A 24,635-nucleotide genomic window follows, 5' to 3' on the forward strand; every position below is an offset into this window, starting at 1 on the left:
CGCTGGCAGTTTGACCATTGGCGGTCACTTCTACACTAATGTTAAGTTCGGAAAGATTGAGAGTATCGTTGTTGACCGCGGTCACACCGGCATCGGTCAGTTTGACTTGGTTGCCATCAAGCACCAAGTAGCCATCGTCATTATTGAGCAAGGCGTAGGTCTGGGCGTCACCTTCTGGGTCGCTAGACGTAAAGTTAGCAACCACGGTGTTGGTAGACACGGATTCTTCAGTGAGCGTTTCTGCGGTGACACTAATGCTTGGGCCTTGGTCAACCGGAGGTGTAACTCCATCATCAGTGCGAGCGATGCTTACATCAGCACTGTCACTTGCAGTCAATCCATTTGCTTCAGCTTGTATCGTAATGTTTAAAGACGTGAGGTTTAGCTGATCATCATTTACTGCTGCCACTCCCGCTTCAGTTAGCTTTATCTCATTGCCATCGATGACAAAAAAGCCTTGAGGATCATTAACTAGGCTATGAATGATCTCATCACCATCGGGATCGCTAGAACTAAATGTAGCCACAACAGTATCAGTATCAACGGCCCCTTCAGTAATAGCTTGTACGCTTAAGCTAACTGTTGGCACTTGATCAGGACTTGGTGCTGGAGGGGTTGGCTCATTAGATGAGTTATTAATTGCTAAGGGCTCTGTAGCTTCGTTGTCTGTGTCTGCGAGTTCAGAATTGGTAGCAGGAGGTTGCGTATCAAAACCAGCTTGAGCGATGGTCTCAACGCCAATTCTTTCAATAGTTACAAATCCACCATTACCGGCCGAGGAGCCACCTCCTGCGGGGGCACCTCCTGCAGCAGTAGCTTCAAATAGTTCAGTCGGGTCAGCCCCTTCCAAAATGGCTTGTTGTAGCGCTTCTACATCAAGGTCATTGGCTGCATTTAACTGCGAAAGTGTTTGGTTAGGTTCAAATTCAGGTAATTGAGTCGCACTATTATCACCAAGCACATATTGGTCATCACCATAATAAAAACCAAGTTGCGCGCCTTGAGAAGTTATAATCAATTCGCCAGGCGCAATACTATCTCCCGCTTGTAGGGGTCTAATGTTGCCTTGGGCATCTACGGCAAACGCTTGGCCCTGAATAGATACAATGGTTGCACTTGAAGTTGCAATGCTCTGTTCCATTTGATTATTCCTTTCAATCTTTTTCGATACGCTTGCTGTCCGCAGCCCGCGACTCACGCCAATTCATTGGACTTAGAGTATAAATTTTAGCCAATACCGCTAGTTTTAACGAATGAATTTTTCTAATCTTGCACTAACAAGTATCATAAACGCTTGAATCACATAGTTATTTTTCACAACGAACAAAAATAAATATAGTTAATTCATTATCTTATGAAGCTAAAGTAAAACAATCATGAACTAAAAGCGAGAAAAATGAAATGCTTGGAATTGTTTAGAAATGGAGAATTGAGAACCAGAAAAAATGTATAAAAAAGTTTACAAAAAAGAAAAGTGTTAGATTATTAATTAGTTTGAAAGTATTTACTAGGCAACCAAAAACAATTAAGGCCCACCGAAGTGAGCCTTAACTGATAAAGTCTTGATGACTAAATTACAGTACGTCTACTGCATTTAGGTCAGCAAAAGCTTTTTCTAGGCGAGTAACCATGCCTGATTGACCAGCGCGTAACCAAACACGTGGGTCGTAGAACTTCTTGTTAGGTTGGTCAGCACCTTTAGGGTTACCGATTTGACCTTGCAAGTATTCACGGTTAGCCGCTTCATATTCACGGATACCATTCCAAGTTGCCCACTGAGTATCAGTATCGATGTTCATTTTGATAACACCGTAACCAATTGACTCTTGGATTTCAGCTTCTGAAGAACCTGAACCACCGTGGAAAACAAAGTTAAGTGCATTTGGTGCAATACCAAATTTCTCAGCACAGTAAGCTTGAGAATCACGAAGAATAGTAGGAGTAAGTACAACGTTACCCGCTTGGTAAACACCGTGTACGTTACCGAAAGAAGCCGCAATAGTGAAACGAGGGCTGATTGGGTTAAGTTTTTCGTAAGCGTAAGCTACGTCTTCTGGAGAAGTGTAAAGCTCAGACGCGTCCATATCAGAGTTGTCTACGCCGTCTTCTTCACCACCAGTACAACCTAGTTCAATTTCTAGCGTCATGTCCATTTTAGCCATGCGCTCTAGGTACTTACCACAGATCTCAATGTTCTCTTCTAGAGACTCTTCACTTAAGTCAATCATGTGAGAAGAGAATAATGGCTTGCCAGTTTGTGCGAAGAACTCTTCACCAGCGTCTAGTAGGCCGTCAATCCAAGGTAGCAATTTCTTAGCAGCGTGGTCAGTGTGAAGAATCACAGGAACGCCGTAAGATTCAGCAATTGCGTGAACGTATTTAGCACCAGCTACAGCACCTTTGATTTGTACTTCTTGTCCTTCAAGTTTCAGACCTTTACCAGCGAAGAAACCTGCACCGCCGTTAGAGAACTGAACTACAACTGGAGCTTTAACTTTAGCAGCAGCTTCTAGAACACCGTTGATTGAGTCAGTGTTAACTACGTTAACTGCTGGCAAAGCGAATTTGTTTTCTTTAGCAATTTCGAAAACTTTCTGTACGTCATCACCAGAGATTACACCTGGCTTAACTGCGTCAAAGATCTTAGACATAGCAATGGTTCCATTTAGTCTTATTGATTAAAAATTATTCATTTCTGCATAGAACATTCTAATACAGAAAACGGGAGCCGAAGCTCCCGATCAAGTAATTAGCCTTTTGCACGCTCTTCAAGCATGGCTACAGCTGGTAATACTTTGCCTTCTACAAACTCTAGGAAAGCGCCGCCGCCAGTAGAGATGTAAGAAACATCGGCTTTAATACCAAACTTGTCGATGGCCGCTAGTGTATCACCGCCGCCCGCTACAGAGAAGCCCGCAGATTCTGCGATGGCTTTAGAAATACCCGCAGTACCGGCTTCGAAGTTTTTGAATTCGAATACGCCAACTGGGCCATTCCAAAGGATTGTTTTAGCATTGCCAATAATTTCAGCTAGTGCTGCTGTAGAATCTGGACCTAAGTCGAAGATCATGTCGTCGTCTTGTACTTCAGATACTGGCTTAATTTCCGCTTCTGCGTTTTCGTCAAATGCTTTAGCACATGCAACATCTGTAGCTACTGGAATCGCACACTCTTTCATTAGCTTTTTAGCAGTATCTACTAGGTCAGCTTCGTATAAAGACTTACCTACGTTGTGGCCGTCAGCAGCGATAAAGGTGTTAGCAATACCACCACCTACTACTAGTTGGTCAGCAATTTTAGATAAAGACTCAAGTACGGTTAGTTTAGTAGAAACTTTTGAACCACCAACAATTGCTACTAATGGACGCTCTGGGTTGTCCATCGCTTTACCTAATGCTTCTAGCTCAGCAGCTAAAAGAGGACCAGCACATGCTACAGGAGCGTGAGTACCTACACCGTGAGTTGAAGCTTGGGCGCGGTGTGCAGTACCAAATGCGTCCATAACGAAGATGTCACACAATGCAGCATACTTCTTAGATAGCTCTTCTTCGTTTTTCTTTTCGCCTTTGTTGAAGCGAACGTTCTCAAGAACAACCAATTCACCAGTGTTTAGCTCTAGGCCATTTAGGTAATCTTTAGCTAATTTAACGTCACAGTCTAATGCGTCGTTTAAGTAGTTAACTACAGGAGCTAGAGAGAACTCTTCTGCGTATTCGCCTTCAGTTGGACGACCTAGGTGAGAAGTAACCATTACTTTAGCGCCAGCTTCTAGACAACGCTTGATGGTAGGAAGAGATGCAAGAATACGTGCATCTGAAGTTACTTTTCCGTCTTTTACTGGAACGTTTAGATCAGCACGGATAAATACGCGTTTGCCTGCAAGATCTAAGTCGGTCATTTTGATAATTGACATTATCTGTCCTCTATAGTTTCAATTTAAACTTACAGTTTAGCCAGCATGGCTAAACCTACAATTCCGTGTTACTCATTAACTCTGCGGTGTCTAACATACGGTTGGCGAAGCCCCACTCGTTGTCACACCAGGCCAACACTTTTACTAAATGTTCGCCACTTACCCGGGTTTGTGAACCGTCTATAATGCTTGAATGACTATCGTGATTAAAATCGATAGACACCAATGGTTCTTCGGTATAACTCAAGATGCCGCTTAATTTACCGCAAGTTGCAGCTTGGATGGCTTGATTTATATCAGAAACTGTAACTTTTTTACACAATGTTACACTTAAGTCCATCGCCGTAACGTTCTGTGTTGGCACCCTTACCGCAATTGCTTCAAATTTACCTGCAAATTTAGGTAAGATCCGCTCTACACCTTTAGCCAGCTTAGTATCAACCGGGATTATTGATTGCCCTGCAGCACGTGTTCTACGTAAGTCTGTATGGTAGGCATCAATCACTTGTTGGTCGTTCATTGCCGAGTGAATTGTAGTAATAGTACCACATTCAACCCCAAAGGCTTCATCTAAGACCTGTATCACCGGCACAATGCAATTGGTGGTACAAGAGCCATTTGACACCACTTTATCGGCTGCACTTAATAGCTGGTCATTTACACCATAGACTACTGTTTGGTCTACGCAAGGATCGGCAGGATGAGAAAACAAAACTTTCTTAGCACCCGCGTCAATATGCATTTGCGCATCGGCTACCGAGCTAAAACGGCCAGTACACTCCATCACAATGTCTACTTCCAGATCTTGCCAAGGTAGCGTGCTGGGATCGCTTTGATGTAGCAACTGTATAACTTGCCCTTCCACCAGCAATGTTTCGCCTTGTAGCAGTACATCTTCGGCAAAAGTACCGTGAGTAGAATCGTACTTAAGAAGGTGAGCCATGGCTTCTGGGCTTGCCAGTTCGTTAATCGCGACAATTTTGATTTGATGCTGACGATGAGATTCAAAAAGAGCCCGAACCACACTACGGCCTATTCGACCAAATCCGTTGATGGCTACTCTAATAGCTTGCTTAGGCATACATATCGCCTTTTGATAACGCTGAAACAAAGAACCCTCTTAGCAGAGGGTTCTATTTTTACTGAACTTACACCAAGCTAGCGCTTATAGTAGTTCGTTAGCCATGCTCACTAAGTTTTCTTTAGTGAAGCCAAATAGCTTGAATAGTTCACCAGCAGGCGCTGATTCACCAAAGGTAGTCATACCTAGAACTTTGCCGTCGAAGCCAACGTACTTGTACCAGAAGTCAGCAATACCGGCTTCTACTGCAATACGCTTGCGCACAGCATTAGGTAATACCGATTCACGGTATTCAGCAGATTGCGCATCAAATACATCGGTAGCTGGCATAGACACTACTCGTACTGCTTTACCAGCAGCAGTCAGCTCTTCGTATGCCGCAACCGCTAGTTCTACTTCAGAACCGGTCGCAATTAAGATTAACTCTGGTGTACCTGCACTGTCTTTAAGCACGTAACCACCACGTGCTACGTCAGCTAACTGCTGAGCATCACGCGCTTGCGGCGCTAGGCCTTGGCGAGAGAAAATTAGTGAGGTTGGGCCGTCGCTGCGCTCTACCGCATGACGCCAAGCCACTGCAGACTCAACCGAGTCACATGGGCGCCAGGTGCTCATGTTGGGCGTTAAACGTAAGCTTGCTGTTTGCTCTACCGCTTGGTGAGTAGGGCCATCTTCGCCTAAACCAATTGAATCGTGCGTGTATACAAAGATCGCAGGTTGCTTCATTAATGCAGCCATACGCAAAGCGTTACGCGCGTACTCCATAAACATTAAGAAAGTTGCACCATAAGCTTTTAGGCCACCGTGCAAAGTAATGCCGTTCATAATGGCCGACATACCAAACTCACGAACACCGTAGTGCATGTAGTTGCCTGAAGCATCTTCAGCAGTAACAGCTTCAGATCCAGACCACATAGTAAGATTAGACGGCGCTAAGTCAGCACTACCACCTAGTAGCTCTGGCAATTTAGGACCAAAGGCTTCTAGTGTTTTTTGTGAAGATTGGCGGGTAGCAATTTTAGCTTGGCTTTCTTGCAACTCGCTAATGTAGTTATCGGCAAACTCTTTCCAGTCGGCAGGTAGTTGACCATCAACACGACGCTTAAATTCAGCAGCCAATGCTGGCTGAGCAGCTTCATAACCAGCAAATAACTGATTCCACTCTGATTGCGCTTTTTCACCATTAGGTTTGGCATCCCACGCTTGATAAACATCTTGTGGAATATCAAACGCAGCGTGTGGCCAGTTTAAGAATTCGCGGGCAGCAGCGATTTCTTCAGGGCCTAGTGGAGCACCGTGACAATCGTGGCTGCCAGATTTGTTTGGCGAACCAAAACCAATAACGGTTTTACAACAAATCATGGTTGGGCGAGTAGTTTCAGCTTGAGCAGCTTTAATTGCAGCGCTAATAGCTTCACTGTCGTGACCATCTACACCACCAATTACGTGCCAACCGTAGGATTCAAAACGCTTAACTGTGTCATCGGTAAACCAACCTTCAACTTCACCATCAATCGAGATGCCGTTGTCATCCCAGAATGCGATAAGTTTGCCTAGGCCCTGAGTACCCGCCAAAGAACATGCTTCATGCGAGATACCTTCCATCAAACAACCGTCACCAAGGAAGGTGTAAGTGTAGTGATCAACTACTGGGAAGCCATCGCGGTTAAATTGAGCCGCTAAGATTTTCTCGGCTAGCGCCATACCAACTGCGTTGGTAATACCTTGGCCTAATGGGCCAGTGGTGGTTTCTACGCCAGGTGCATAACCGTACTCTGGGTGACCAGGCGTTTTAGAATGCAGCTGACGGAAGTTTTTAAGCTCTTCAATAGGTAGCTGATACCCAGATAGGTGCAGTAGAGAATACAGCAACATTGAGCCATGGCCGTTAGATAGAATAAAGCGGTCACGGTCTGCCCAGTTTGGGTCAGTTGGGTTGTGTTTCAAAAAGTCGCGCCATAGAACTTCAGCAATGTCTGCCATTCCCATTGGTGCACCAGGGTGACCAGAGTTAGCTTGCTGAACTGCATCCATGCTTAAAGCACGAATAGCGTTGGCGTATTGACGACGAGAAGACATGAATTTCTCCTGCAAATATTAGGGCTATTGGGTATCGAGAGGCGCGTATTGTCACAAAGTCAACGGTGTTACTCAATATTTATCTAAAAAGAATCTCCAGTTTTATGCATTTTTTCTGCTGAATGCTTAAGCAATCGCATATTTACAGTTTGAATCTTCGTGATAAAGTCTTGATATAAGAACCAAACAAGGACGTTAAACAAAAAATGGCGAACAACTTTGCTTTTCGCAGCCGCAGTTTTTTTGTTTACCTGTTCATAGGTTTGTTCTCCAGTGGCTTAGCATTATTGTTTAGTGATCTCGCCCACCTCAACCCTAATCAGTTTCTTGATTCGCCCTTACCTGTTTATTCACTGCCCTTTATTGCGGCTATTTGTATTCTGTTGTTTGAGCGCTTATTTAGTCGTTACAAACAAGTGGGTTTAATTTTTGTGGTGAAGGCTTACCACTTTGATGAGGGGCAGCTGCACTGGGGTAACCTGATATATCAGTTTGCGGTAGGCCTGCTGTTAACGTGGGGTGGCTATGCCGTAGGAATAGTTGGCCCAGCCTGTTATCTAAGCGCGGTTGTTGCCAGTAATTTGTCTTATTCCGCGCGCTTAACCGAAGGTCAAGTACGCTTAAGTGTTGCATGTGGCACCGCCGCGGCAGTAGCGGCTTTATTCAATGCGCCATTGGCCGGTACGGTGATAGCTTATGAGTTAGTCATGCGCCGCTTTAATTGGCGCTCTATCGCCACCATTGCCGTGGTGGCAGCAACAGCAAGCGTTATATCGCAATTACATGGTGGAAGCATGTTAACAATTAACCTGCCTCCACAGTCTTTTGAATGGCATGGTTTAGCGCAGTTTGCCTTACTCGGCATGTTGTGTGGTGTATTTGCTACTTTGCTGGTTAAGCTTATTCGCGCCATGCCCAAACTTAACCGCAACTATGCGGTAACCATTGCTGCTAGTGCGACAGCCTTGGCAGGACTGCTAAACCCTCAATGGTTAGGTTTAGAACCTATTACGCCAAACGGTTTACTTTATTGGGAGTTAGATCTTGGCCAACAGCACCTCTGGTTATTAGCTAGGATCGTCTTAACCACTGTAGCTTTAGCCTTTGCCCTACCCGGTGGCAGTTTGGGCCCCATGTTGGTAATTGGCGGTATTTTAGGCAGTATCATTGGCGAGGTTATTCCTAACAGCGCAGACTTAATGCTAGTGATAGTAGGTATGGGCGCCATGTTTGGCGCAGTATTTCGCACCCCCTGGGCAGCATTTTTGCTAATTACCGAACAAACCATGCAGGTTGAAATTGTTATACCAGCCATAGTGGCGTGTTTGTGCGCCAGTGCCATTGCCAAATATATCTTCCGTTCACCCAGTTTGATTGAGCAGCAACTGCTCAATGCGCAAATCCGCTTAATCAATAGCCCCGTTCTAGTTAAGGAAGAAAACAAAACGCTAGATAGTGAACAGTTGCAGCAAAGTTAAATGTAAGACCCAGCAATAGCGGCGACGACAAAGAGACAAGCTTAAATACAAGTACCCTCGCATTCTCTATTACCAAAACAACTCGCTAGCTAGATAAACTGAGCAGCGCTCTCCCAACAAATGTGTGAAACGAATAGCCCAGTCCCAGCACTACAGATAGCAAAATCCTAACCAGCAAAGATGAGCCGATAATACCTGTCAAATAAGACAAGAAAGGAGCTATTCACCGGAAAAACTAGGCGAAATGAAAATGAGAACGGTATCACAGAAAAATACGATAGGCTTGCAGGCTTAAGTGTTCTAGAATGACACGGATATTAATAGTGGCTTTGTATTTTATAGGGATTTTTTTTATGCGCCGCCCAGTTGTACTGTTAATAATGGCTTGGTTTTCAGGTCAAGTTTTTGCTGCCGTAAATACCGACACCACCACCTTCCAAGCTAATAGTCGAGTGATTAAAAGCTTCAGCGATGAACATGGTGAAACCACCAAGCACATACCTAGCATCAAAAAGTTCGATGCTGGCCAATACTTCTATTCGCAAACTCTTAAGTACCACGACTTTGTTTGGTCATGTAAAGAATACGATGATGGCGGCCAATGCCTAGATTTAACCCGTAGTCCTCGTCCTCCAATTCGCTTAGTCTCTTTTGTGCATGACCGAAATGACCAAAGTAAAATTCAAGCTGATTTGGTGCTGCTTTATAACCAGCAGAATGACAAAAAAATTGAGCTAATTAACTTGAGTGAAGACAGAACCGCTCGTAGCAAGTATCAAGTTTCTACTCTGCCGGTTGTTGTAATTGTGCGTGGCGACGAAGAAATCGCTCGCAAAACCGGACTCGAAACCAGGCAAAACTTGAGCAACTGGATCAAGCACGAGCTGAGCAAGCCCTAACAACGCAACTTGCACTCATAATTTTACATTTAGCCGCTTTAGAAGCGGCTAAATGCTTTACAGTTCAAATTAAGATCTAACAACCACCACCTTTAGGCTTTTCTATGCGGTGCTCTGTATCTGCCGTTCGAACATACCACCAGCCCCTAAAGATAACTAAGCGATTAGCAACAAAATAGATTTTGCTAAGATCTCAAAGTTGAAAGCCTGCGTATTAATGGGCAAATTCAATAAAACTAATCTGCCAATGTGAATTATTTTCATTAATAAGCGCTAGCAAATCTTTTACCCCTCACTTAGAATAGACGTCCAGATGGTAAAACATCCATACGTATATAATTCCATTTACGAGATATAAACATGGCTACTCATTTATTTACTTCAGAATCAGTGTCTGAAGGGCATCCAGACAAAATTGCAGATCAAATCTCTGATGCAGTATTGGACGCAATCTTAGAGCAAGACCCAAAGGCACGTGTAGCCTGTGAAACCTACGTAAAAACCGGCATGGTAATGGTAGGCGGCGAAATCAATACCTCTGCCTGGGTTGATATCGAAGAACTTGCTCGCTCAACAGTACGTGACATTGGCTACACCCACTCAGATATGGGTTTTGATGCTGACTCTTGCGCAGTGCTTAACGTTGTGGGCAAACAAAGCCCAGACATTAACCAAGGAGTAGACCGCTCACGCCCAGAAGATCAAGGCGCTGGTGACCAAGGTTTAATGTTTGGTTATGCCACCAACGAAACCGACGTATTAATGCCTGCACCAATTACTTACTCACACTTGCTGGTTAAGCGCCAAGCAGAAGTGCGTAAAAATGGCACGCTTGACTGGTTACGCCCAGATGCTAAATCACAGGTTACCTTTGCTTACGAGAATGGCATTATTACTGGCATTGACGCTGTAGTTTTGTCTACACAGCACTGTGACAGTATTTCTACTGCCGATTTACGTGAAGCCGTAATGGAAGAAATCATTAAGCCAGTACTACCTGCACAGTGGCTTAACGATAAGACCCAGTTTCACATTAACCCTACTGGCCGCTTTGTAATTGGTGGCCCAATGGGTGATTGTGGCTTAACCGGTCGTAAAATTATTGTAGACACCTACGGCGGCATGGCACGTCATGGTGGCGGTGCATTCTCTGGTAAAGATCCTTCAAAAGTTGACCGTAGTGCCGCATACGCTGGCCGCTATGTAGCTAAAAATATTGTTGCCGCAGGTTTAGCCGATCGCTGTGAGATTCAAGTATCTTATGCAATTGGTGTGGCTGAGCCGACTTCAATCAGCATTGATACCTTTGGCACTGGCAAAATTGCCGATGACAAATTAGTGGCTTTAGTGCGTAAGCACTTTGACCTGCGCCCTTACGGTATTTTAAGCATGCTAGATTTGGAGCGCCCAATCTATAAAGCAACCGCTGCTTACGGTCACTTTGGTCGTGAAGAGTTCCCTTGGGAAGCGACTGATAAAGCAGAACTACTAAAGAGTGAAGCTGGCTTATAAGCTATTGCTCACTCGTTAAATTAAGCCGAAAGCGTATAATCGTCGATTATCCTTTCGGCTTTTTTATTGGCTAAGTCTAAGAATTCAATTTGTGCAGCAAATAACTCATCAAGTAGAACTGTGCTTTAGGCTGGCAGAAAGCCATTTTAAGCAAAGCTTTAAGCGCCCCGAGCTGGTGCTGTCATCGCGAAAAAGTAAAGTGGCGGGTAGTGCCAATTTAAGTCAATGGCGCTTGCGTTTTAACGCCCATTTTTATCAACAGCAACCAGAACACTTTTTAGCGCAAACCGTCCCTCACGAAGTCGCTCATCTTGTCTGCCACGCGGTATACGGCCGAGTAAAACCCCACGGTGTAGAATGGCAACAAATAATGCAGCAGGTTTTTAACTGCCCCGCTGCTACCACTCACAACTACTCACTAGAACATCTACAGCTAAGCAGTTTTGAATATCGCTGTGCCTGCCAAGTTCATCAATTAAGTGTACGGCGTCATAATAAAGTGTTAAAAGGGGCCAGTTATCAGTGCAAGAAGTGTAATCAACGATTAAGAGTTTGAACAATCGTCAATGGTGATAACCCTGGTAGGTAAACCATTTCTTCCCCCAGTAAAGTTAACCATGTAACCCATACCATCTTGCAGAGCACCAAATTCCACATGAGAATTACAAACGTTATTAGCTAATCGAAGCTGAGAGTCAGAAATAGAATTTGCAGTCCATTCCCTGCGCTTGTCGCGAAGGCGGTGCTCAATAACCAATACATCACCCACAACATAACAATGTGTTTTTAAATAACTCACAGAACTCACTCTTTTATTGCAACGCTCAACGAGTAACTGTTTAGTAGTTTCGGTAACAACCGAAGGAGGATTTGGTTGATAGTTCAATGCTATTTCTTCCACTTTTTGATTGGTCGCAGCACAACCTAAAAGCCCCATCATAGAAAAAGCCAAACCAAGTTTAATTACTTTCATATTCAGTCCCTTGAAAAAGGCACAGACTACAATAAATAACGAATAAATCAATATAGAAATATCCTAAGTACTAATGGATTACTAGGCATAAGTAAGCAATAGGTTTATCCTTTAACGGTCAAATCCTTAACCATTACAACAACCCAAAAGGCCTATTTTTCACCATGCGCATTCCACGAATTTTCCACTCTCAGCCGCTCTCGCTAAACATGGTCACAGAGCTTGATGATGAAGCAGCTAATCACGTTGGGCGGGTACTGCGCATGGAAGCTGGCCAGCAACTTGAGCTGTTTAATAACGATGGCAATAACTACGCAGCACAAATAGAAAAAGCCAGTAAAAAGCATGTGTCGGTGAAAATTACCGCAGTTACCGCTAACCCTAGCGAGTCTCCACTGCATATCCATCTAGGCCAAGTGATTTCTCGTGGTGACAGAATGGAATTTACCATTCAAAAATCTGTGGAATTGGGGGTCAACAAAATCACTCCTCTCACCAGCGAGCGTTGCGGGGTCAAGCTCAACCAAGAGCGCTTTGAGAAGAAGCGCCAACAATGGCAAAAAATTGCTATTGCTGCTTGTGAGCAGTCGGGGCGCAGTGTTGTGCCAGAAATAGCGCCACTACAAAGCCTGGAGCAATGGGCCAGCGAAGAGTCTGCCGCTATGAAGTTGAATTTACACCCAAAGGCCCCATATAGCATTAAGACCCTGCCAACTCCTGAACACGGAGTAAGGCTACTTATTGGGCCAGAAGGTGGCTTAAGCGAGCAAGAAATTGAAAACTGCAATCAGCATCAGTTTCAAGAGACAATTTTAGGGCCGCGGGTACTGCGAACCGAAACAGCAGCCCTTACGGCTATTACCGCTTTGCAATGTCAATTTGGAGACTTAGCATAAATGAGCATTAAACTTGGTATCGTGATGGATCCCATCGCCGACATTAACATCAAAAAAGATTCTAGTTTCGCCATGTTGCTAGAAGCTCAATCACGCGGCTACGAGATTTACTACATGGAGATGCAAGATCTCTATTTAGATGGCGGCAGGGCTGCAGCTAAGATGCGCCCATTAGCCGTACAACATGACGAGCAATCTTGGTATGAATTAGGCAGTGAAGTGGATCAAAGCTTAAGTGAGCTAGACGTCATTTTAATGCGTAAAGATCCTCCTTTTGATACCGAGTTTATCTACGCCACATATATTTTAGAGCGCGCCGAAGCTGAGGGCAGCTTAATCATTAACAAGCCGCAAAGCTTACGCGACGCTAACGAGAAATTGTTTACAGCTTGGTTTGCCGAGTTTACCCCAACCACGCTAGTTAGCAGTGATATGCCGCGCTTAAAAGCTTTCCACCAGCAGCACAAAGACGTCATCATGAAACCGCTAGATGGCATGGGTGGAGCATCTATCTTTCGCCTAAAAGAAGGCGATCCAAATGTTGGCGTGATACTCGAAACACTCACTAATCATGGTCAAGAGTACTGCATGGCGCAGAAGTTCATCCCAGAGATTGTAGATGGCGATAAACGCATTTTGATTGTAGATGGTGAGCCTATGCCCTATTGCTTAGCGCGCATTCCATCGAAAGGCGAAACCCGTGGCAACCTGGCTGCAGGTGGCCGAGGTGTTGCTCAACCACTTTCAGACAGTGACTGGCACATCGCTAATGCCATAGGCCCGGCTCTAAAAGAAAAAGGCTTAGTATTTGTAGGCTTAGATGTGATTGGCGATAAGGTGACTGAAATAAACGTCACTAGCCCTACCTGCATCAAAGAAATTGAAGCAGCCTACGATATTTCCATTACCGGTAAGTTAATGGATGCAATAGAAGCTAGACTTAAATCATCAACCTAAGTAGTTAAAAGGGTTAATTTGGACGCAATGAACACTTTGCAGAATCAGTTTTTAATCGCCATGCCGAGCTTAGAAGACCCTTTCTTCAAGCGCTCGGTAGTCTATATGTGTGAACATAACGAAGAAGGCGCAATGGGCCTGGTGATTAATGTACCGGTCGATTTATCGGTAGAATCACTGCTGCAACAAATAGAACTGCAAGACCAAGTAGAAATGATCCGAGAAGATTTGGACCGCCCGGTATACCAAGGCGGCCCAGTGTCGCAGGAACGAGGTTTTGTGCTGCACTCACCGGTAAAAGGCTTTAGCAGCAGCTTAAAAGTAAGTGAAGAGCTAATGGTCACCACATCTAAGGATGTGCTCGACACCTTAGGCACTGATTCCCAGCCCAGTGATTATATCGTCACCTTAGGTTATGCCAGCTGGGAAGCCGGTCAGCTGGAGCAAGAGATTGCTGAAAACTCTTGGCTAACCTTACCGGCCAGTACCGACATTATTTTCTCAACCCCCATTCATAAACGTTGGGAAGCCGCGGCCAAAAGTTTGGGCATTGATATCTGGCAATTATCTAACCAAGTAGGTCACGCTTAATGGCCAGATCTGGAGAGCGCTCAGCCCTTGCTTTTGACTTTGGAACCAAAAGTATTGGTGTTGCCATCGGTCAAGAGTTAACGGGCTCAGCTAAGCCGCTGGCCGCCATCAAAGCTCAAGATGGCATTCCAAATTGGCAAACTTTAGAAGAACTGCTCAAGCTATGGCAGCCCGATCTACTGGTAATTGGTTTGCCACTTAACATGGACGGCACCGAGCAAGATCTCACCAACCGAGCTAAAAAGTTTGCCAACCGCCTACATGGCCGTTTTGGCTACCCAATAGCGATGCAAGATGAACGATTAACCACGGTAGATGCAAAAGAAAAGTTATTTGAGTTAGGCGGTTATAAAGCCTTAGAAAAAGGCGCTGTAGATAGCCTAGCCGCCGCCTTAATTTTTGAAAGCTGGTGCGCCGAGCAATACTAGTTACTCGCCTAAATGAGTTAATAAAAAGCCTCGATATTATCGAGGCTTTTTTTTGTTTGAAGAGCTAAGCCTTCTATTTACTTGAGCCAGACCAAATGTCTTTATCTATTTGCTGTTTCAATTCTGGGTACTCGTCGCTGTTAAAACTTGGCACTTTGCCGGCGTCTAGCTGGCGATTGTAATCAGTGGCTAATTTCACAACCACACCAGAGAGCATCAAAATAGCCACAAGGTTAACTAGCGCCATAAAGCCCATCGACACATCGGCTAAATTCCAAATAATGTCGATTTTGACCACTGCGCCTACCATTACCATTGCTAGTACCAATAAACGGAAGATCCACAAACCGGCTTTATGGTTGTGCTCTAAGAAAATTAAGTTAGTTTCTGCATACGAGTAGTTACCCACTATCGATGTGAAAGCAAAGAAAATAATCGCAATACCTACAAAGTAACTTCCCCAGGCACCCACTTGACCACTTAAAGCTTGCTGGGTTAGTGCAATCCCATCACCGGTAAGTTGCTCGTTGTGGCTAAGCAAAATAATCGCTGCAGTTGCAGTACAAATCACCACAGTGTCGATAAATACCCCAAGCATTTGCACATAGCCCTGAGAAGCAGGGTGCGGCGGATAAGGCGTTGCTGTGGCCGCTGCGTTAGGCGCACTACCCATACCAGCTTCATTGGAGAATAAGCCACGCTTAATACCGTTCATCATCGCCGCGCCTAAAGCACCAGCACCAGCCTCCTCAAAACCAAAAGCCGAGCGGAATATAAGGCCGAACACCTCTGGCATTTGTTGAATATTCGCCAATACAACCAGCAAGGCCACTACCACATAAGCTAAGGCCATCACTGGCACCACCAACTCGGCAAAGCGAGCGATGCTGCGAATACCGCCAAAAATAATTAGCGCGGCCGCTATCACCAGTACTAAGCCCACTAGGTATTTCTCAAAGCCAAATGCCTCGTGCAAAGCAGAAGCGATAGAGTTAGCTTGAACGGCGTTAAACACCAAGCCAAACGCAATAATTAGGCAGATGGCAAATACCACGCCCATCCAACGCTTGCCTAAGCCTTGTTCCATGTAATAAGACGGGCCACCGCGAAAATTACCATCGCTGTCTTTTACTTTATAAAGCTGGGCTAAGCTGCTTTCAGCAAAGCTAGTTGCCATACCCAACAAGGCAATTAGCCACATCCAAAATACCGCACCAGGCCCACCTAAGGTTACCGCAACAGCCACACCGGCTAAGTTACCGGTACCTACCCGCGCCGCAAGACTAGTACATAAAGCTTGAAATGAGGAGATACCACTAGCATCACATTTACGGCTAGACTTCATTACCGAAAACATATGACCAAAATGGCGAAATTGAATAAATTTGGTTCTTACGGTGAACAACACACCCGTACCCAACAGCAAGTAGATGAGCAAGTTGCCCCACAGCACATCGTTTAACCAGTTCACAATCTCATTCATGGTTCGGATTCACCTTACGTTTAATGTTGGTTAAAAACCTAAGCTAGGTTTGAATGGACGCGGATTTTAAGGAACTGCGCGCGACTATGCTTTGATATATAACAAAAACAAGATAAAAACTCACATCGATATAAATTAACGGTATAAAAATCCATGACTACAAATAGCAACTACAGATAAAGCTTAGAAAATCTCGCAAAAAAAGCCTAAAAAAGTGAGCCGCTGTAACTATTTTGCAACATTAGTATTTTACTTTTTGTGCTCGTATGGTACTTATTAAATTGCAACAACATACAAGGAGATAACCATGGATAGGCTAGACTTGGATACTGTTGAAACCAGCAAATCTTCTCGCAGTTCAAATAAGAAACGTAAGTGGCGAGAGATTGAGGCAATTAAAGATAAGATTCGCTTACAAAAAGAACTACAGTCAATCGACCACAGTTTTGATCTACAATCAGAGTACGAATACTAAACAAAAAAACCCGGCTTTAGCCGGGTTTTTTATTTGCTGAAATTATACTCTCTACTCTTCTTCTTGAGGTTGAGACAGCTTAATTCGCTCAGACAAGGCTTTGTATTGCTCATGAACACGGTGACCAAATAGTGGGTCTTCGTAATTACCGTGCTGCCAGCTTTGCTCAATTGCGCGCCAATCATCCGCTGTAAGGTGGCGCTTTAAGGCAGGAAAAACAACATCCTCTTCGTAATTAAGGTGTTCCCACTGAGCATTAATAAAGGCTTCCAGCTTGTCACTAAATTGATCCAGTGGTACCACTGCGTCAAGCAAGATGATATCTAAGATATCGCTCAACTCATCGGTCATCGCCATAAGATTTTCATGCTGCTTCTTAAGTTGATTGGATAAATCATCCTCTACTACACGGTATTTCACGTAGTAATCATAAATAAGATCTTCTTTAGGGTGGTGATAACGGTCTGCGTACTCTTGCATGTAGCTAATGATATGGGCGATCAACTTATATTTAACCGCTTTTTCATTGCGAATATGAGCCAACTTCTGCTCTAACACCTTCAGCAATTTAGCGATATTTTGATGATCTTGTTGAAGACTTTGTAACATTGCTTCTCCTTGGCTAACCAGCACTTTTCAAATCAGTATAAAGGACTCACCGTTGTACTATTATTGCGCTAGATCGTTTATTAGACAGATTTGCTTTTCGCTCAGTTCACACTTTTTAAGATAAACACGCCAAAAAGCGGGTTTGTACTGTTTGTTAACTACTAAGCCATAAAAAACAAATGCTTGTATAACACATCAATGATAAACGCTTATTTCTTATTCAAGCACAGCTCAAGGCACTAACACAAGCAATCAAACCTCCTCTTAACCTTAATCAACAAAGATAATAATAAAATTCAAAAAAAACCCTTTTTTGATTAAGGTCAATTGTAGTATAGTTACAGCAAGTGGCGATAATGATTCGTAAGTGGCTCAAGGATCGCTATATTCTGTAATAAAATTACAACTTTTAGCTAATGAGGTATGTTATGACCACCGGTATTCAAATCACTAAAGCAGATAACGACGCACTATTAGGTTCTTTTTGGCTACTAGACAACGAGCAAAATCAAGCTCGCTGCCTATGTGTAAAAGACGAGCTATACGCTGAAGATGAAGTGGTAGCTATCGATAAACTAGGTCAAATCGAATATCGCGAAGTACCAATGAAAGCTCAGCCAATCGAAGAAGGTGGCCAACACCTAAACGTTAACGTTCTTCGTCGCGAAACTTTAGAAGATGCAGTTAAGCACCCAGAGAAATACCCGCAGCTTACTATTCGTGTTTCTGGTTACGCTGTTCGCTTCAACTCTCTTACTACTGAGCAACAACAAGACGTAATTACGCGTACTTTTACTGAATCACTATAAGACTCAGTAACTAAAACGAAAAAAGCATGCCTAGGCATGCTTTTTTGTTATCTAGGCTCTACAAAAGCTAAGTTCGTTCCCTAATTACGCCTTCTTGGATGGTAGACGCAACCAGCTTGCCATCACGAGTAAAGAACTGCCCTCTTACCAATCCTCGGCCATTAGATGCTGCAGGGCTATCTACCACATACAATAACCATTCATCTAAGCGAAAATCATGGTGAAACCACATGCTGTGATCAATGGTTGCAGTTTGCATCTGCGGCTCAATAAATGAGCGCCCATGAGGCTGCAAAGCGGTAGGCAAAAAGTTAAAGTCAGATGCATAAGCCAATAAGTAACGATGAATCCGCCCGTCATCGGGCATTTGGCCATTTGCCTTAAACCATACACAACGTTTAGCGGCGAGCTTTTCTGGCTGGAGAGGATTAACAAACTCCACCGGACGCATCTCTAAGGGCTTATCACAAATGAACTTGTCACGCACCGCATCGGGTAGCATGTCACGCAGCTGAAAAGCATACTCTTGCTCTGATTGCAGTTCTTCTGGAGCTGCGACGTCAGGCATTTCATCTTGGTGTTCAAAACCAGTAGACGGCTGCTGAAAAGACGCCGTCATATAGAAAATAGGCTTACCAAATTGAATCGCTTTAACACGACGAGTAGATACGCTGCGACCATCACGAATGCTTTCTATATCGTAAACGATACGATGATTGGGATCGCCCGGTCGTAAAAAGTAAGAGTGAAAAGAGTGAACCTGGCGCTTTTCACTCACTGTTTCTTTAGCGGCAGACAAGGCCTGCCCCATTACTTGGCCGCCAAATACTGCTCCAAAGCCTAAATCTTGGCTATGCCCGCGAAATAGGCCTTCTTCAATGCGCTCTAAGCTTAATAGCTCGAGCAAATCTTTTAACACTTTACTCATAGTTTTCGTATTTTGTTCTAGCAATCTTTGCAATATGCGTGAGAACGCTGCAAAGATCAACTTGATAGCTAGGCGATATTTATTTGACTAACTAGTCACTAATCAGCAAAGGCACTTGCGTTAATTGAGCCAACTGAGTGGCTAAATGTACTAGCTGCTCAATGGCTTGCTCAATATCATTAACTCGTTGATGCTTACCGGCATTACGTGCCGTAACTAGCTCTTGGCTTAACTGCTCAGCCAGCTCGTCATAAGAAGCTTGAAAAGCCTCTGGGCATTGCTGAATCACTTGGCTAATCTCGGCTGAGTCGTGATACAAAAACTCTATGTCAGCAAAGTCATTACTCGACCAACGCATCTGCGAATGCTGCATAATAGTAAAGTACAGCTCAAACCAGCTGTTATAACCCGTCCCCAGCTGATAATAGTCGTCATCAAAATGATGATAAAGAACATTAAAACTAGTTAGCTGATTCTGCGGCTGGGTGAATTGCCAATCCATAAAGTTATACGCTGGCTGCAAAGGCCCATTTGCAAGGCGCATTAAGCTATCCAGCTCGCCATGAATGCAGCGAAACATTAGACTAACTTCGCCAGATGTATCAACTAATTCCGCGTAACTCAATTGCTGCTCAGCACTTTGTTGGTAATGCCAAGCATTGCTAGGTTCAGCGTTTGTAGTAGCACTTATTAAACCACTCACTATGCTAATTATCAGGCTGGCTTTCATGCTTTCACCATTTCTTTTACAAACAAAAACAGCGCCATAAAGGGCGCTGTTTTAAGTCGTTTAGCCAATCAGCTTAGATGCTCATTAACAAAGTACGCAGTTGAGCAAAATCAGCGGGCATTTCTTTAGATAACAAGTCTAAGTCTGCTCGGTCAGCAAGCGGTTTTGGTAGGTCAATTTCACGTTGCAAAATCTCTTCTACGCTTTCTTTAAACTTAGCTGGATGAGCGGTACATAAGAATAAACCTTGTTCGCCATCGGCTAGTTGCTCGGTAAGTTGCTGATAAGCAATCGCGCCATGCGGCTCACACACATAACCTAAGTCGTCTAAAGCTTTAACCGCTTCAGCAGTTTGCTCATCAGTCATGGCACCTTTGCCTAGGTCACTTAGCGGCCAGCCTTTGGTTTTAAACAGCTCTTCAACACGTGGCCAGTTATTGGGTTGGCTCACGTCCATCGCATTAGATAAGGTAGCTTGTGTTGGTTTAGGCTCCCAGTTACCTGACGCTAAGTAACGTGGCACCGTATCGTTTACGTTTGTGGCAGCAATAAAACGCTTAATCGGTAAGCCCATAGCTTTAGCAATTAAACCGGCGGTTAAGTTACCAAAGTTGCCTGAAGGCACTGCAACCACTAGTTGCTCACGTTGCGCTTTAGGTAACTGTGCAGCAGCTTCAAAGTAGTAACAAACCTGCGCCACCAAACGGCTAATATTGATAGAATTTGCCGAGTTTAGGCCAATAGCTTGTTTAAGCTCTTGGTCGTCAAAGGCCTGTTTAACCATACTTTGACAAGCATCGAAGTCAGACTCTACCGCTACCGTAGTAATGTTGCCACCAAGGGTACAAAACAGCTTTTCTTGTAGAGGGCTAATTTTACCCTTCGGGTAGAGTACCACTACGTTAATGTTTTCCATGCCATAAAAAGCATGTGCCACAGCTGCGCCAGTATCACCCGAGGTAGCGGTTAAGATAGTGGTTTTATTACCATTAGAGAACTTGGCTAAACACTGAGCCATAAAGCGGCCGCCAAAATCTTTAAAGGCTAAGGTTGGACCATGAAATAACTCTAGCGCACTAATTTGCTCAGTCACCTTATTTAACGGTGCAGTAAAAGTGAAGGCCTTGCTTACCATGTCAAATAGCTCAGCTTCAGACAACTCGTTGTCTAATAAAGCCGCGAGCAACTTTGCGCAACGGGCGTGAAAATCTAGTTCCAGCACCGCATCAATATCATCAAATGCAGGAATGCTATCGGGAAAGAATAAACCTTGCTGTTTACCCAAGCCTTGTTTTACTGCCTGAGTAAAGCTCACCTGCTCTTCGTTGTGTTTTAAGTTATATAAATTCATAGCGACGTTCCTGTTACTCGTGTGCCTTGCTCATCAATTTTACAAACATGGCAAAATCCATCTTCGTTTTGAATAAAGTGTTGTTCTAACCAAGCCTTGGTTCGCTCAGCTTGTTCTAATACTGGGGTAACAATATAAACCGTTGGCCCAGAGCCTGAAATACCGCTGGCTAGTGCACCACTTTGCGCTGCATAGCTGCGTACTTCATCAAATCCTGGAATTAATTTCGCACGGTAAGGTTCAGCCACAATATTGTCCTTTAATAAGGCTGCGGCTAACTCTGGCTGCTTACTATAACTGGCATGAACAAAACCTGCCAAATTACGGCCGAATTCTAAGGTGTCTTGGCGGCGATACTGCGCCGGCAAAATAGAGCGTGCTTGAGCGGTTGAAATATTAATGCCTGGGTAGGCAACAATCCAATACCAATCTTCAAAATGGGGAATAGCTTGGCTAGTCACCCCGGCTTCTTGCAACATTAGCTGCATGCCACCTAAATAACATGGCGCTACGTTATCGTAGTGCACGCTGCCACTAATTTGGCCTTCTAACTCGCCCATCATAATTAGCATTTGCTCTTTATTAAATGGCGAATCAAGGTAGGCATTTAAGCCCTCTAACGCAGCCACTACTGAACAGGCGCTAGAGCCCAAACCACTACCAATAGGCAGGTTCTTTTCTAGGGTCATCTTAACGCAGCCAAGTACCTTGCCATGATGCTCTGCATACTGCTTAACAAAGTAGTGGTAGCAATCGTAAAGAATGTTCTGTTTAGGATCGGCTGGCAGTTTATGTGCGTATGGACCAACATTTTCGATGATCACATCATCGCCGCTGGCAGCTTCAACCAATACTCGGTCACCTAATAGCTGCCCATCAATTGGCGACAGCGCTGCACCTAAGCTGTCGAAACCTACACTTACATTGGCTGTAGAGGCTGGAGCATAAACAACAACACCCATATTACACCTCTTGGTTCCAGTTAAGCGTTCTTAATACGTCGGCAAATACGCCCGCTGCTGTTACTGCAGTACCCGCACCATAACCACGTAATACTAATGGAATTGGCTGGTAGTAACGGCTGTAGAAGGCCAAGGCATTCTCACCGTCTTTCACGCGGTGTAATGGGTCATCTGCCGCAACGGCACTTAACGACACTTTGCAAACACCTTTATCGATGCTGCCTAGGTAACGCAGTACTTTGCCTTCTGCGGCCGCTTCATCCATAAGCTTAGCGAAATAAGCGTCTGCTTCAGGCAAGCGTTGCATAAAGGCTTCGGTATCTCCGCTTGAATCAAAATTTGGTGGCAAGGCCATATCAATTTGAATATCTTCAATGCTTAGTGGCATGCCAGCTTCACGCGCGAGTATTAGCAGCTTGCGCGCTACGTCCATACCCGATAAATCATCGCGCGGGTCAGGCTCGGTAAAGCCATTTTCACGGGCGATTGTAGTGGCCTCAGAAAAGCTCATGCCTTCGTCTAGCTTGCCAAAGATAAATGACAGAGAGCCAGACAAAATACCGTTAAAGCGCTCTAATTTGTCACCCGCTTTTAGCAGGTTCTGTAGGTTTTCAATCACTGGCAAACCGGCACCGACGTTAGTGTCGTATAAGAACTTACGGCGCATTGCCATGGCCGTTTTACGTAGCTGCTGGTAGTACTCCATGCTCGAAGTATTGGCTTTTTTGTTGGCCGTAACCACATGGAAGCCATTCGCTAAAAATTCTGCATATTTACCGGCAATATCATCGTTGCTGGTACAGTCTACGATCACCGGGTTAATTAAGTGGCTTTGGTCTACCAGGTTAGTGACATTGTCTAAAGTAAAGCCACCATTTTCTTCGGTTGCAGCCAATTGCTCTTGCCAGTGCTCAAGATCCAAACCTTTTGAATCTAATAGCAACTTACGGCTGTTAGCTACGCCACAAACACGAATACCGATTTGCTGTTCTTTTAAATGACTCTGCTGGGCATGAATCTGCTCTAACAAAGCACCGCCAACACCACCTACGCCTATTAGGAATAGGTCAATGAAGTGCATGCTATTGAAGAAGTTTTGATGACAAGCGCGAATTGCTTCAGCAGCTTTGTCTTGTGACACAACCGCAGAAATTGAACGCTCAGACGAACCTTGAGCAATAGCAACAATGTTAATCGCCACTTCAGCCAGAGAAGTAAAGAAGCGAGCGGCAACGCCTTTACTGCGGCGCATGCTGTCGCCCACCAAAGAAATAATCGCTAGCTTATCAATGGCTTCAATGGGCTCCAACAGCTGGTTAGCTAACTCAAGTTCAAACTCTTCGTTTAGCGCAGCCAAGGCACGCGATGCATCAATACTGTGAATACAAAAACTTACGCTGTATTCGCAACTAGATTGCGTAATAAGGGCAACCGATACTTTACTGCGCGAAATGCTCTCAAAGATCCGCCCAGCCATGCCAACCATGCCTTTCATGCCAGGGCCAGACACCGTTAGCATGGTTAGTTCAGACAAGCTTGATAAAGCTTTAACTGGCAAATCATCTTGTGCAGGGCTTTGCGCGCCAATTAAGGTGCCTTCACCTTGTGGGTTAAAGGTGTTCTTAATAAGGCAAGGAATATGGTATTGAGCAATTGGGGCAATGGTTTTGGGATGAAGTACTTTGGCGCCAAAGTAGCTAAGCTCCATTGCTTCTGGGTAGCTTAAGCTACGCAGCAAGCGAGCGTCTTCAACAATGCGAGGATCACAGTTGTAAACACCATCTACATCGGTCCAAATCTCGCAACATTCCGCATCTAAACAAGCTGCCAAAACTGCTGCGCTGTAATCAGAACCGTTACGACCAAGTACTACAGTTTCACCTTGCTCGTTACCCGCAGTAAAACCAGGCATTAGGTAGATGAGATCTTCTTGAATCATCGCCTTGTTCAAACGCTGTTTAGAGGCTTGAATATCAACAACCGCTTCTAGATAACCGCCGGAAGTAGCCACTAACTTTTGTTGAGGAATGATGATTTCGGCGCTATGACCACGAACCGACAATAAGTGGTTCATAGTATGAATGCTAAGCTTTTCGCCAGTAGACAGTACTTTGGCGCGAATGTTGTCTGGGCACTGCTGTAATAATGCTACGCCCTTCAATAATTGGCGAAGCTCGCCCAACTCTTGGTGCACCATTAACTGCATTTGCTCTATGGCAAAGCCAGCATACTTCTCTTTTAGTTTTGACAATAGCTCTTGGAAGGTAGCGTCAATGCGGGTCAAATAGCTTTCGCCATCGTTACCGTGACTAACTTTATCTACTACAGCAACCAAATCATTGGTCACCCCAGCAGGGGCAGACAATACCACTGCCATTTGAGATTGATGCTGATTGCTTAACACAATGTCTGCAGCGCGATTAAAGCGCTCAGCGTCAGCTAAAGATGATCCACCAAATTTTAAGACTCGCATTATTCCTC

Annotated in this window: 23 protein-coding genes; 10 read left to right on the forward strand and 13 right to left on the reverse strand. The window is 44.5% G+C overall.

Annotated elements, in window-relative coordinates:
* The 5 genes from ACYFDN_RS16505 to tkt all read right to left on the reverse strand — a co-directional run.
* The coding region (locus ACYFDN_RS16505; protein WP_483511986.1) for a retention module-containing protein at positions 1-1,141 on the reverse strand (1,141 nt) is incomplete at its 3' end.
* Between the two features lie 433 nt (positions 1,142-1,574).
* Positions 1,575-2,651, reverse strand: a complete 1,077-nt coding sequence (gene fbaA, locus ACYFDN_RS16510) for a class II fructose-bisphosphate aldolase (RefSeq protein WP_016400870.1) — start codon at positions 2,649-2,651, stop codon at positions 1,575-1,577.
* A gap of 98 nt (positions 2,652-2,749) precedes the next feature.
* A complete protein-coding gene (locus tag ACYFDN_RS16515; RefSeq protein ID WP_016400869.1) occupies positions 2,750-3,913 on the reverse strand; it encodes a phosphoglycerate kinase in 1,164 nt (387 codons plus the stop codon).
* Between the two features lie 55 nt (positions 3,914-3,968).
* Entirely contained in the window at positions 3,969-4,994 is a 1,026-nt protein-coding gene (gene epd / locus ACYFDN_RS16520) for an erythrose-4-phosphate dehydrogenase (RefSeq protein WP_338622216.1), read from the reverse strand.
* Between the two features lie 84 nt (positions 4,995-5,078).
* The gene (gene tkt / locus ACYFDN_RS16525; RefSeq protein ID WP_483511987.1) at positions 5,079-7,073 is read right to left on the reverse strand and encodes a transketolase; all 1,995 of its coding nucleotides are present in this window, start codon (positions 7,071-7,073) and stop codon (positions 5,079-5,081) included.
* Between the two features lie 206 nt (positions 7,074-7,279).
* Between tkt and ACYFDN_RS16530 the strand changes: the two genes are divergently transcribed.
* The 4 genes from ACYFDN_RS16530 (at position 7,280) to ACYFDN_RS16545 (ending at position 11,518) form a co-directional block, all read left to right on the forward strand.
* Entirely contained in the window at positions 7,280-8,551 is a 1,272-nt protein-coding gene (locus ACYFDN_RS16530) for a chloride channel protein (RefSeq protein ID WP_483511989.1), read from the forward strand.
* Positions 8,552-8,904: 353 nt separating this feature from the next.
* Entirely contained in the window at positions 8,905-9,450 is a 546-nt protein-coding gene (locus tag ACYFDN_RS16535) for a YbbN family protein (protein ID WP_483511991.1), read from the forward strand.
* Positions 9,451-9,810: 360 nt separating this feature from the next.
* A complete protein-coding gene (gene metK, locus ACYFDN_RS16540) occupies positions 9,811-10,962 on the forward strand; it encodes a methionine adenosyltransferase (protein ID WP_016400864.1) in 1,152 nt (383 codons plus the stop codon).
* A gap of 91 nt (positions 10,963-11,053) precedes the next feature.
* A complete protein-coding gene (locus ACYFDN_RS16545) occupies positions 11,054-11,518 on the forward strand; it encodes a SprT family zinc-dependent metalloprotease (RefSeq protein WP_483511992.1) in 465 nt (154 codons plus the stop codon).
* Here ACYFDN_RS16545 and ACYFDN_RS16550 read toward each other — a convergent pair.
* Positions 11,507-11,935, reverse strand: coding sequence for a hypothetical protein (locus ACYFDN_RS16550; protein WP_221076080.1), 429 nt, complete (start codon positions 11,933-11,935; stop codon positions 11,507-11,509). The genes ACYFDN_RS16545 and ACYFDN_RS16550 overlap by 12 nt on opposite strands.
* Positions 11,936-12,099: 164 nt before the next feature.
* On the opposite strand from ACYFDN_RS16550, the gene rsmE reads away from it, so the two are divergent.
* Genes rsmE through ruvX form a run of 4 tightly spaced genes read left to right on the forward strand, consistent with a single transcriptional unit; the run spans position 12,100 to position 14,807 of the window.
* A complete protein-coding gene (rsmE, locus tag ACYFDN_RS16555; protein WP_483511993.1) occupies positions 12,100-12,831 on the forward strand; it encodes a 16S rRNA (uracil(1498)-N(3))-methyltransferase in 732 nt (243 codons plus the stop codon).
* Positions 12,832-13,788 carry a glutathione synthase gene (gshB, locus tag ACYFDN_RS16560; RefSeq protein ID WP_483511994.1) on the forward strand — a complete coding sequence of 319 codons (957 nt, stop codon included), beginning with the start codon at positions 12,832-12,834 and terminating at the stop codon, positions 13,786-13,788. It begins immediately after the preceding gene.
* A gap of 27 nt (positions 13,789-13,815) precedes the next feature.
* Complete coding sequence (locus tag ACYFDN_RS16565) at positions 13,816-14,379, forward strand: YqgE/AlgH family protein (protein WP_016400859.1); 564 nt, start codon at positions 13,816-13,818, stop codon at positions 14,377-14,379.
* Positions 14,379-14,807 carry a Holliday junction resolvase RuvX gene (ruvX, locus tag ACYFDN_RS16570; protein ID WP_016400858.1) on the forward strand — a complete coding sequence of 143 codons (429 nt, stop codon included), beginning with the start codon at positions 14,379-14,381 and terminating at the stop codon, positions 14,805-14,807. Before ACYFDN_RS16565 ends, ruvX begins: the two co-directional genes overlap by 1 nt.
* Before the next feature lie 73 nt (positions 14,808-14,880).
* On the opposite strand, the gene ACYFDN_RS16575 is transcribed toward ruvX, so the two are convergent.
* Positions 14,881-16,290: an alanine/glycine:cation symporter family protein gene (locus ACYFDN_RS16575; protein WP_472590087.1), complete on the reverse strand. Its 1,410-nt coding sequence runs from the start codon at positions 16,288-16,290 to the stop codon at positions 14,881-14,883.
* Between the two features lie 307 nt (positions 16,291-16,597).
* On the opposite strand from ACYFDN_RS16575, the gene ACYFDN_RS16580 reads away from it, so the two are divergent.
* Complete coding sequence (locus tag ACYFDN_RS16580; RefSeq protein ID WP_016400856.1) at positions 16,598-16,765, forward strand: DUF3545 family protein; 168 nt, start codon at positions 16,598-16,600, stop codon at positions 16,763-16,765.
* A gap of 51 nt (positions 16,766-16,816) precedes the next feature.
* On the opposite strand, the gene ACYFDN_RS16585 is transcribed toward ACYFDN_RS16580, so the two are convergent.
* On the reverse strand, positions 16,817-17,374 hold the full coding sequence (locus ACYFDN_RS16585) for a hemerythrin domain-containing protein (protein WP_016400855.1): 558 nt from the start codon (positions 17,372-17,374) through the stop codon (positions 16,817-16,819).
* A 428-nt stretch (positions 17,375-17,802) separates the two neighbouring features.
* Here ACYFDN_RS16585 and grcA point away from each other — a divergent pair, with 428 nt between their 5' ends.
* Complete coding sequence (gene grcA / locus ACYFDN_RS16590) at positions 17,803-18,183, forward strand: autonomous glycyl radical cofactor GrcA (protein WP_016400854.1); 381 nt, start codon at positions 17,803-17,805, stop codon at positions 18,181-18,183.
* Positions 18,184-18,250: 67 nt separating this feature from the next.
* Here the strand turns inward: grcA and tesB are convergent, their stop codons facing one another.
* The 5 genes from tesB to thrA all read right to left on the reverse strand — a co-directional run bounded on the left by tesB (position 18,251) and on the right by thrA (position 24,627).
* A complete protein-coding gene (gene tesB, locus ACYFDN_RS16595; protein WP_016400853.1) occupies positions 18,251-19,111 on the reverse strand; it encodes an acyl-CoA thioesterase II in 861 nt (286 codons plus the stop codon).
* 91 nt (positions 19,112-19,202) lie between these two features.
* On the reverse strand, positions 19,203-19,841 hold the full coding sequence (locus tag ACYFDN_RS16600) for a hypothetical protein (RefSeq protein WP_483511996.1): 639 nt from the start codon (positions 19,839-19,841) through the stop codon (positions 19,203-19,205).
* 73 nt (positions 19,842-19,914) lie between these two features.
* Complete coding sequence (gene thrC / locus ACYFDN_RS16605) at positions 19,915-21,192, reverse strand: threonine synthase (RefSeq protein ID WP_338622224.1); 1,278 nt, start codon at positions 21,190-21,192, stop codon at positions 19,915-19,917.
* Positions 21,189-22,154 (reverse strand): homoserine kinase, encoded by a 966-nt coding sequence (thrB, locus tag ACYFDN_RS16610; protein ID WP_406609526.1) that lies wholly within the window; start codon positions 22,152-22,154, stop codon positions 21,189-21,191. Before thrB ends, thrC begins: the two co-directional genes overlap by 4 nt.
* Before the next feature lies 1 nt (position 22,155).
* Complete coding sequence (gene thrA, locus ACYFDN_RS16615; RefSeq protein ID WP_016400849.1) at positions 22,156-24,627, reverse strand: bifunctional aspartate kinase/homoserine dehydrogenase I; 2,472 nt, start codon at positions 24,625-24,627, stop codon at positions 22,156-22,158.
* Between the last annotated feature and the right edge of the window lie 8 nt (positions 24,628-24,635).

The sequence above is a fragment of the Agarivorans sp. D1326 genome (assembly GCF_056958115.1).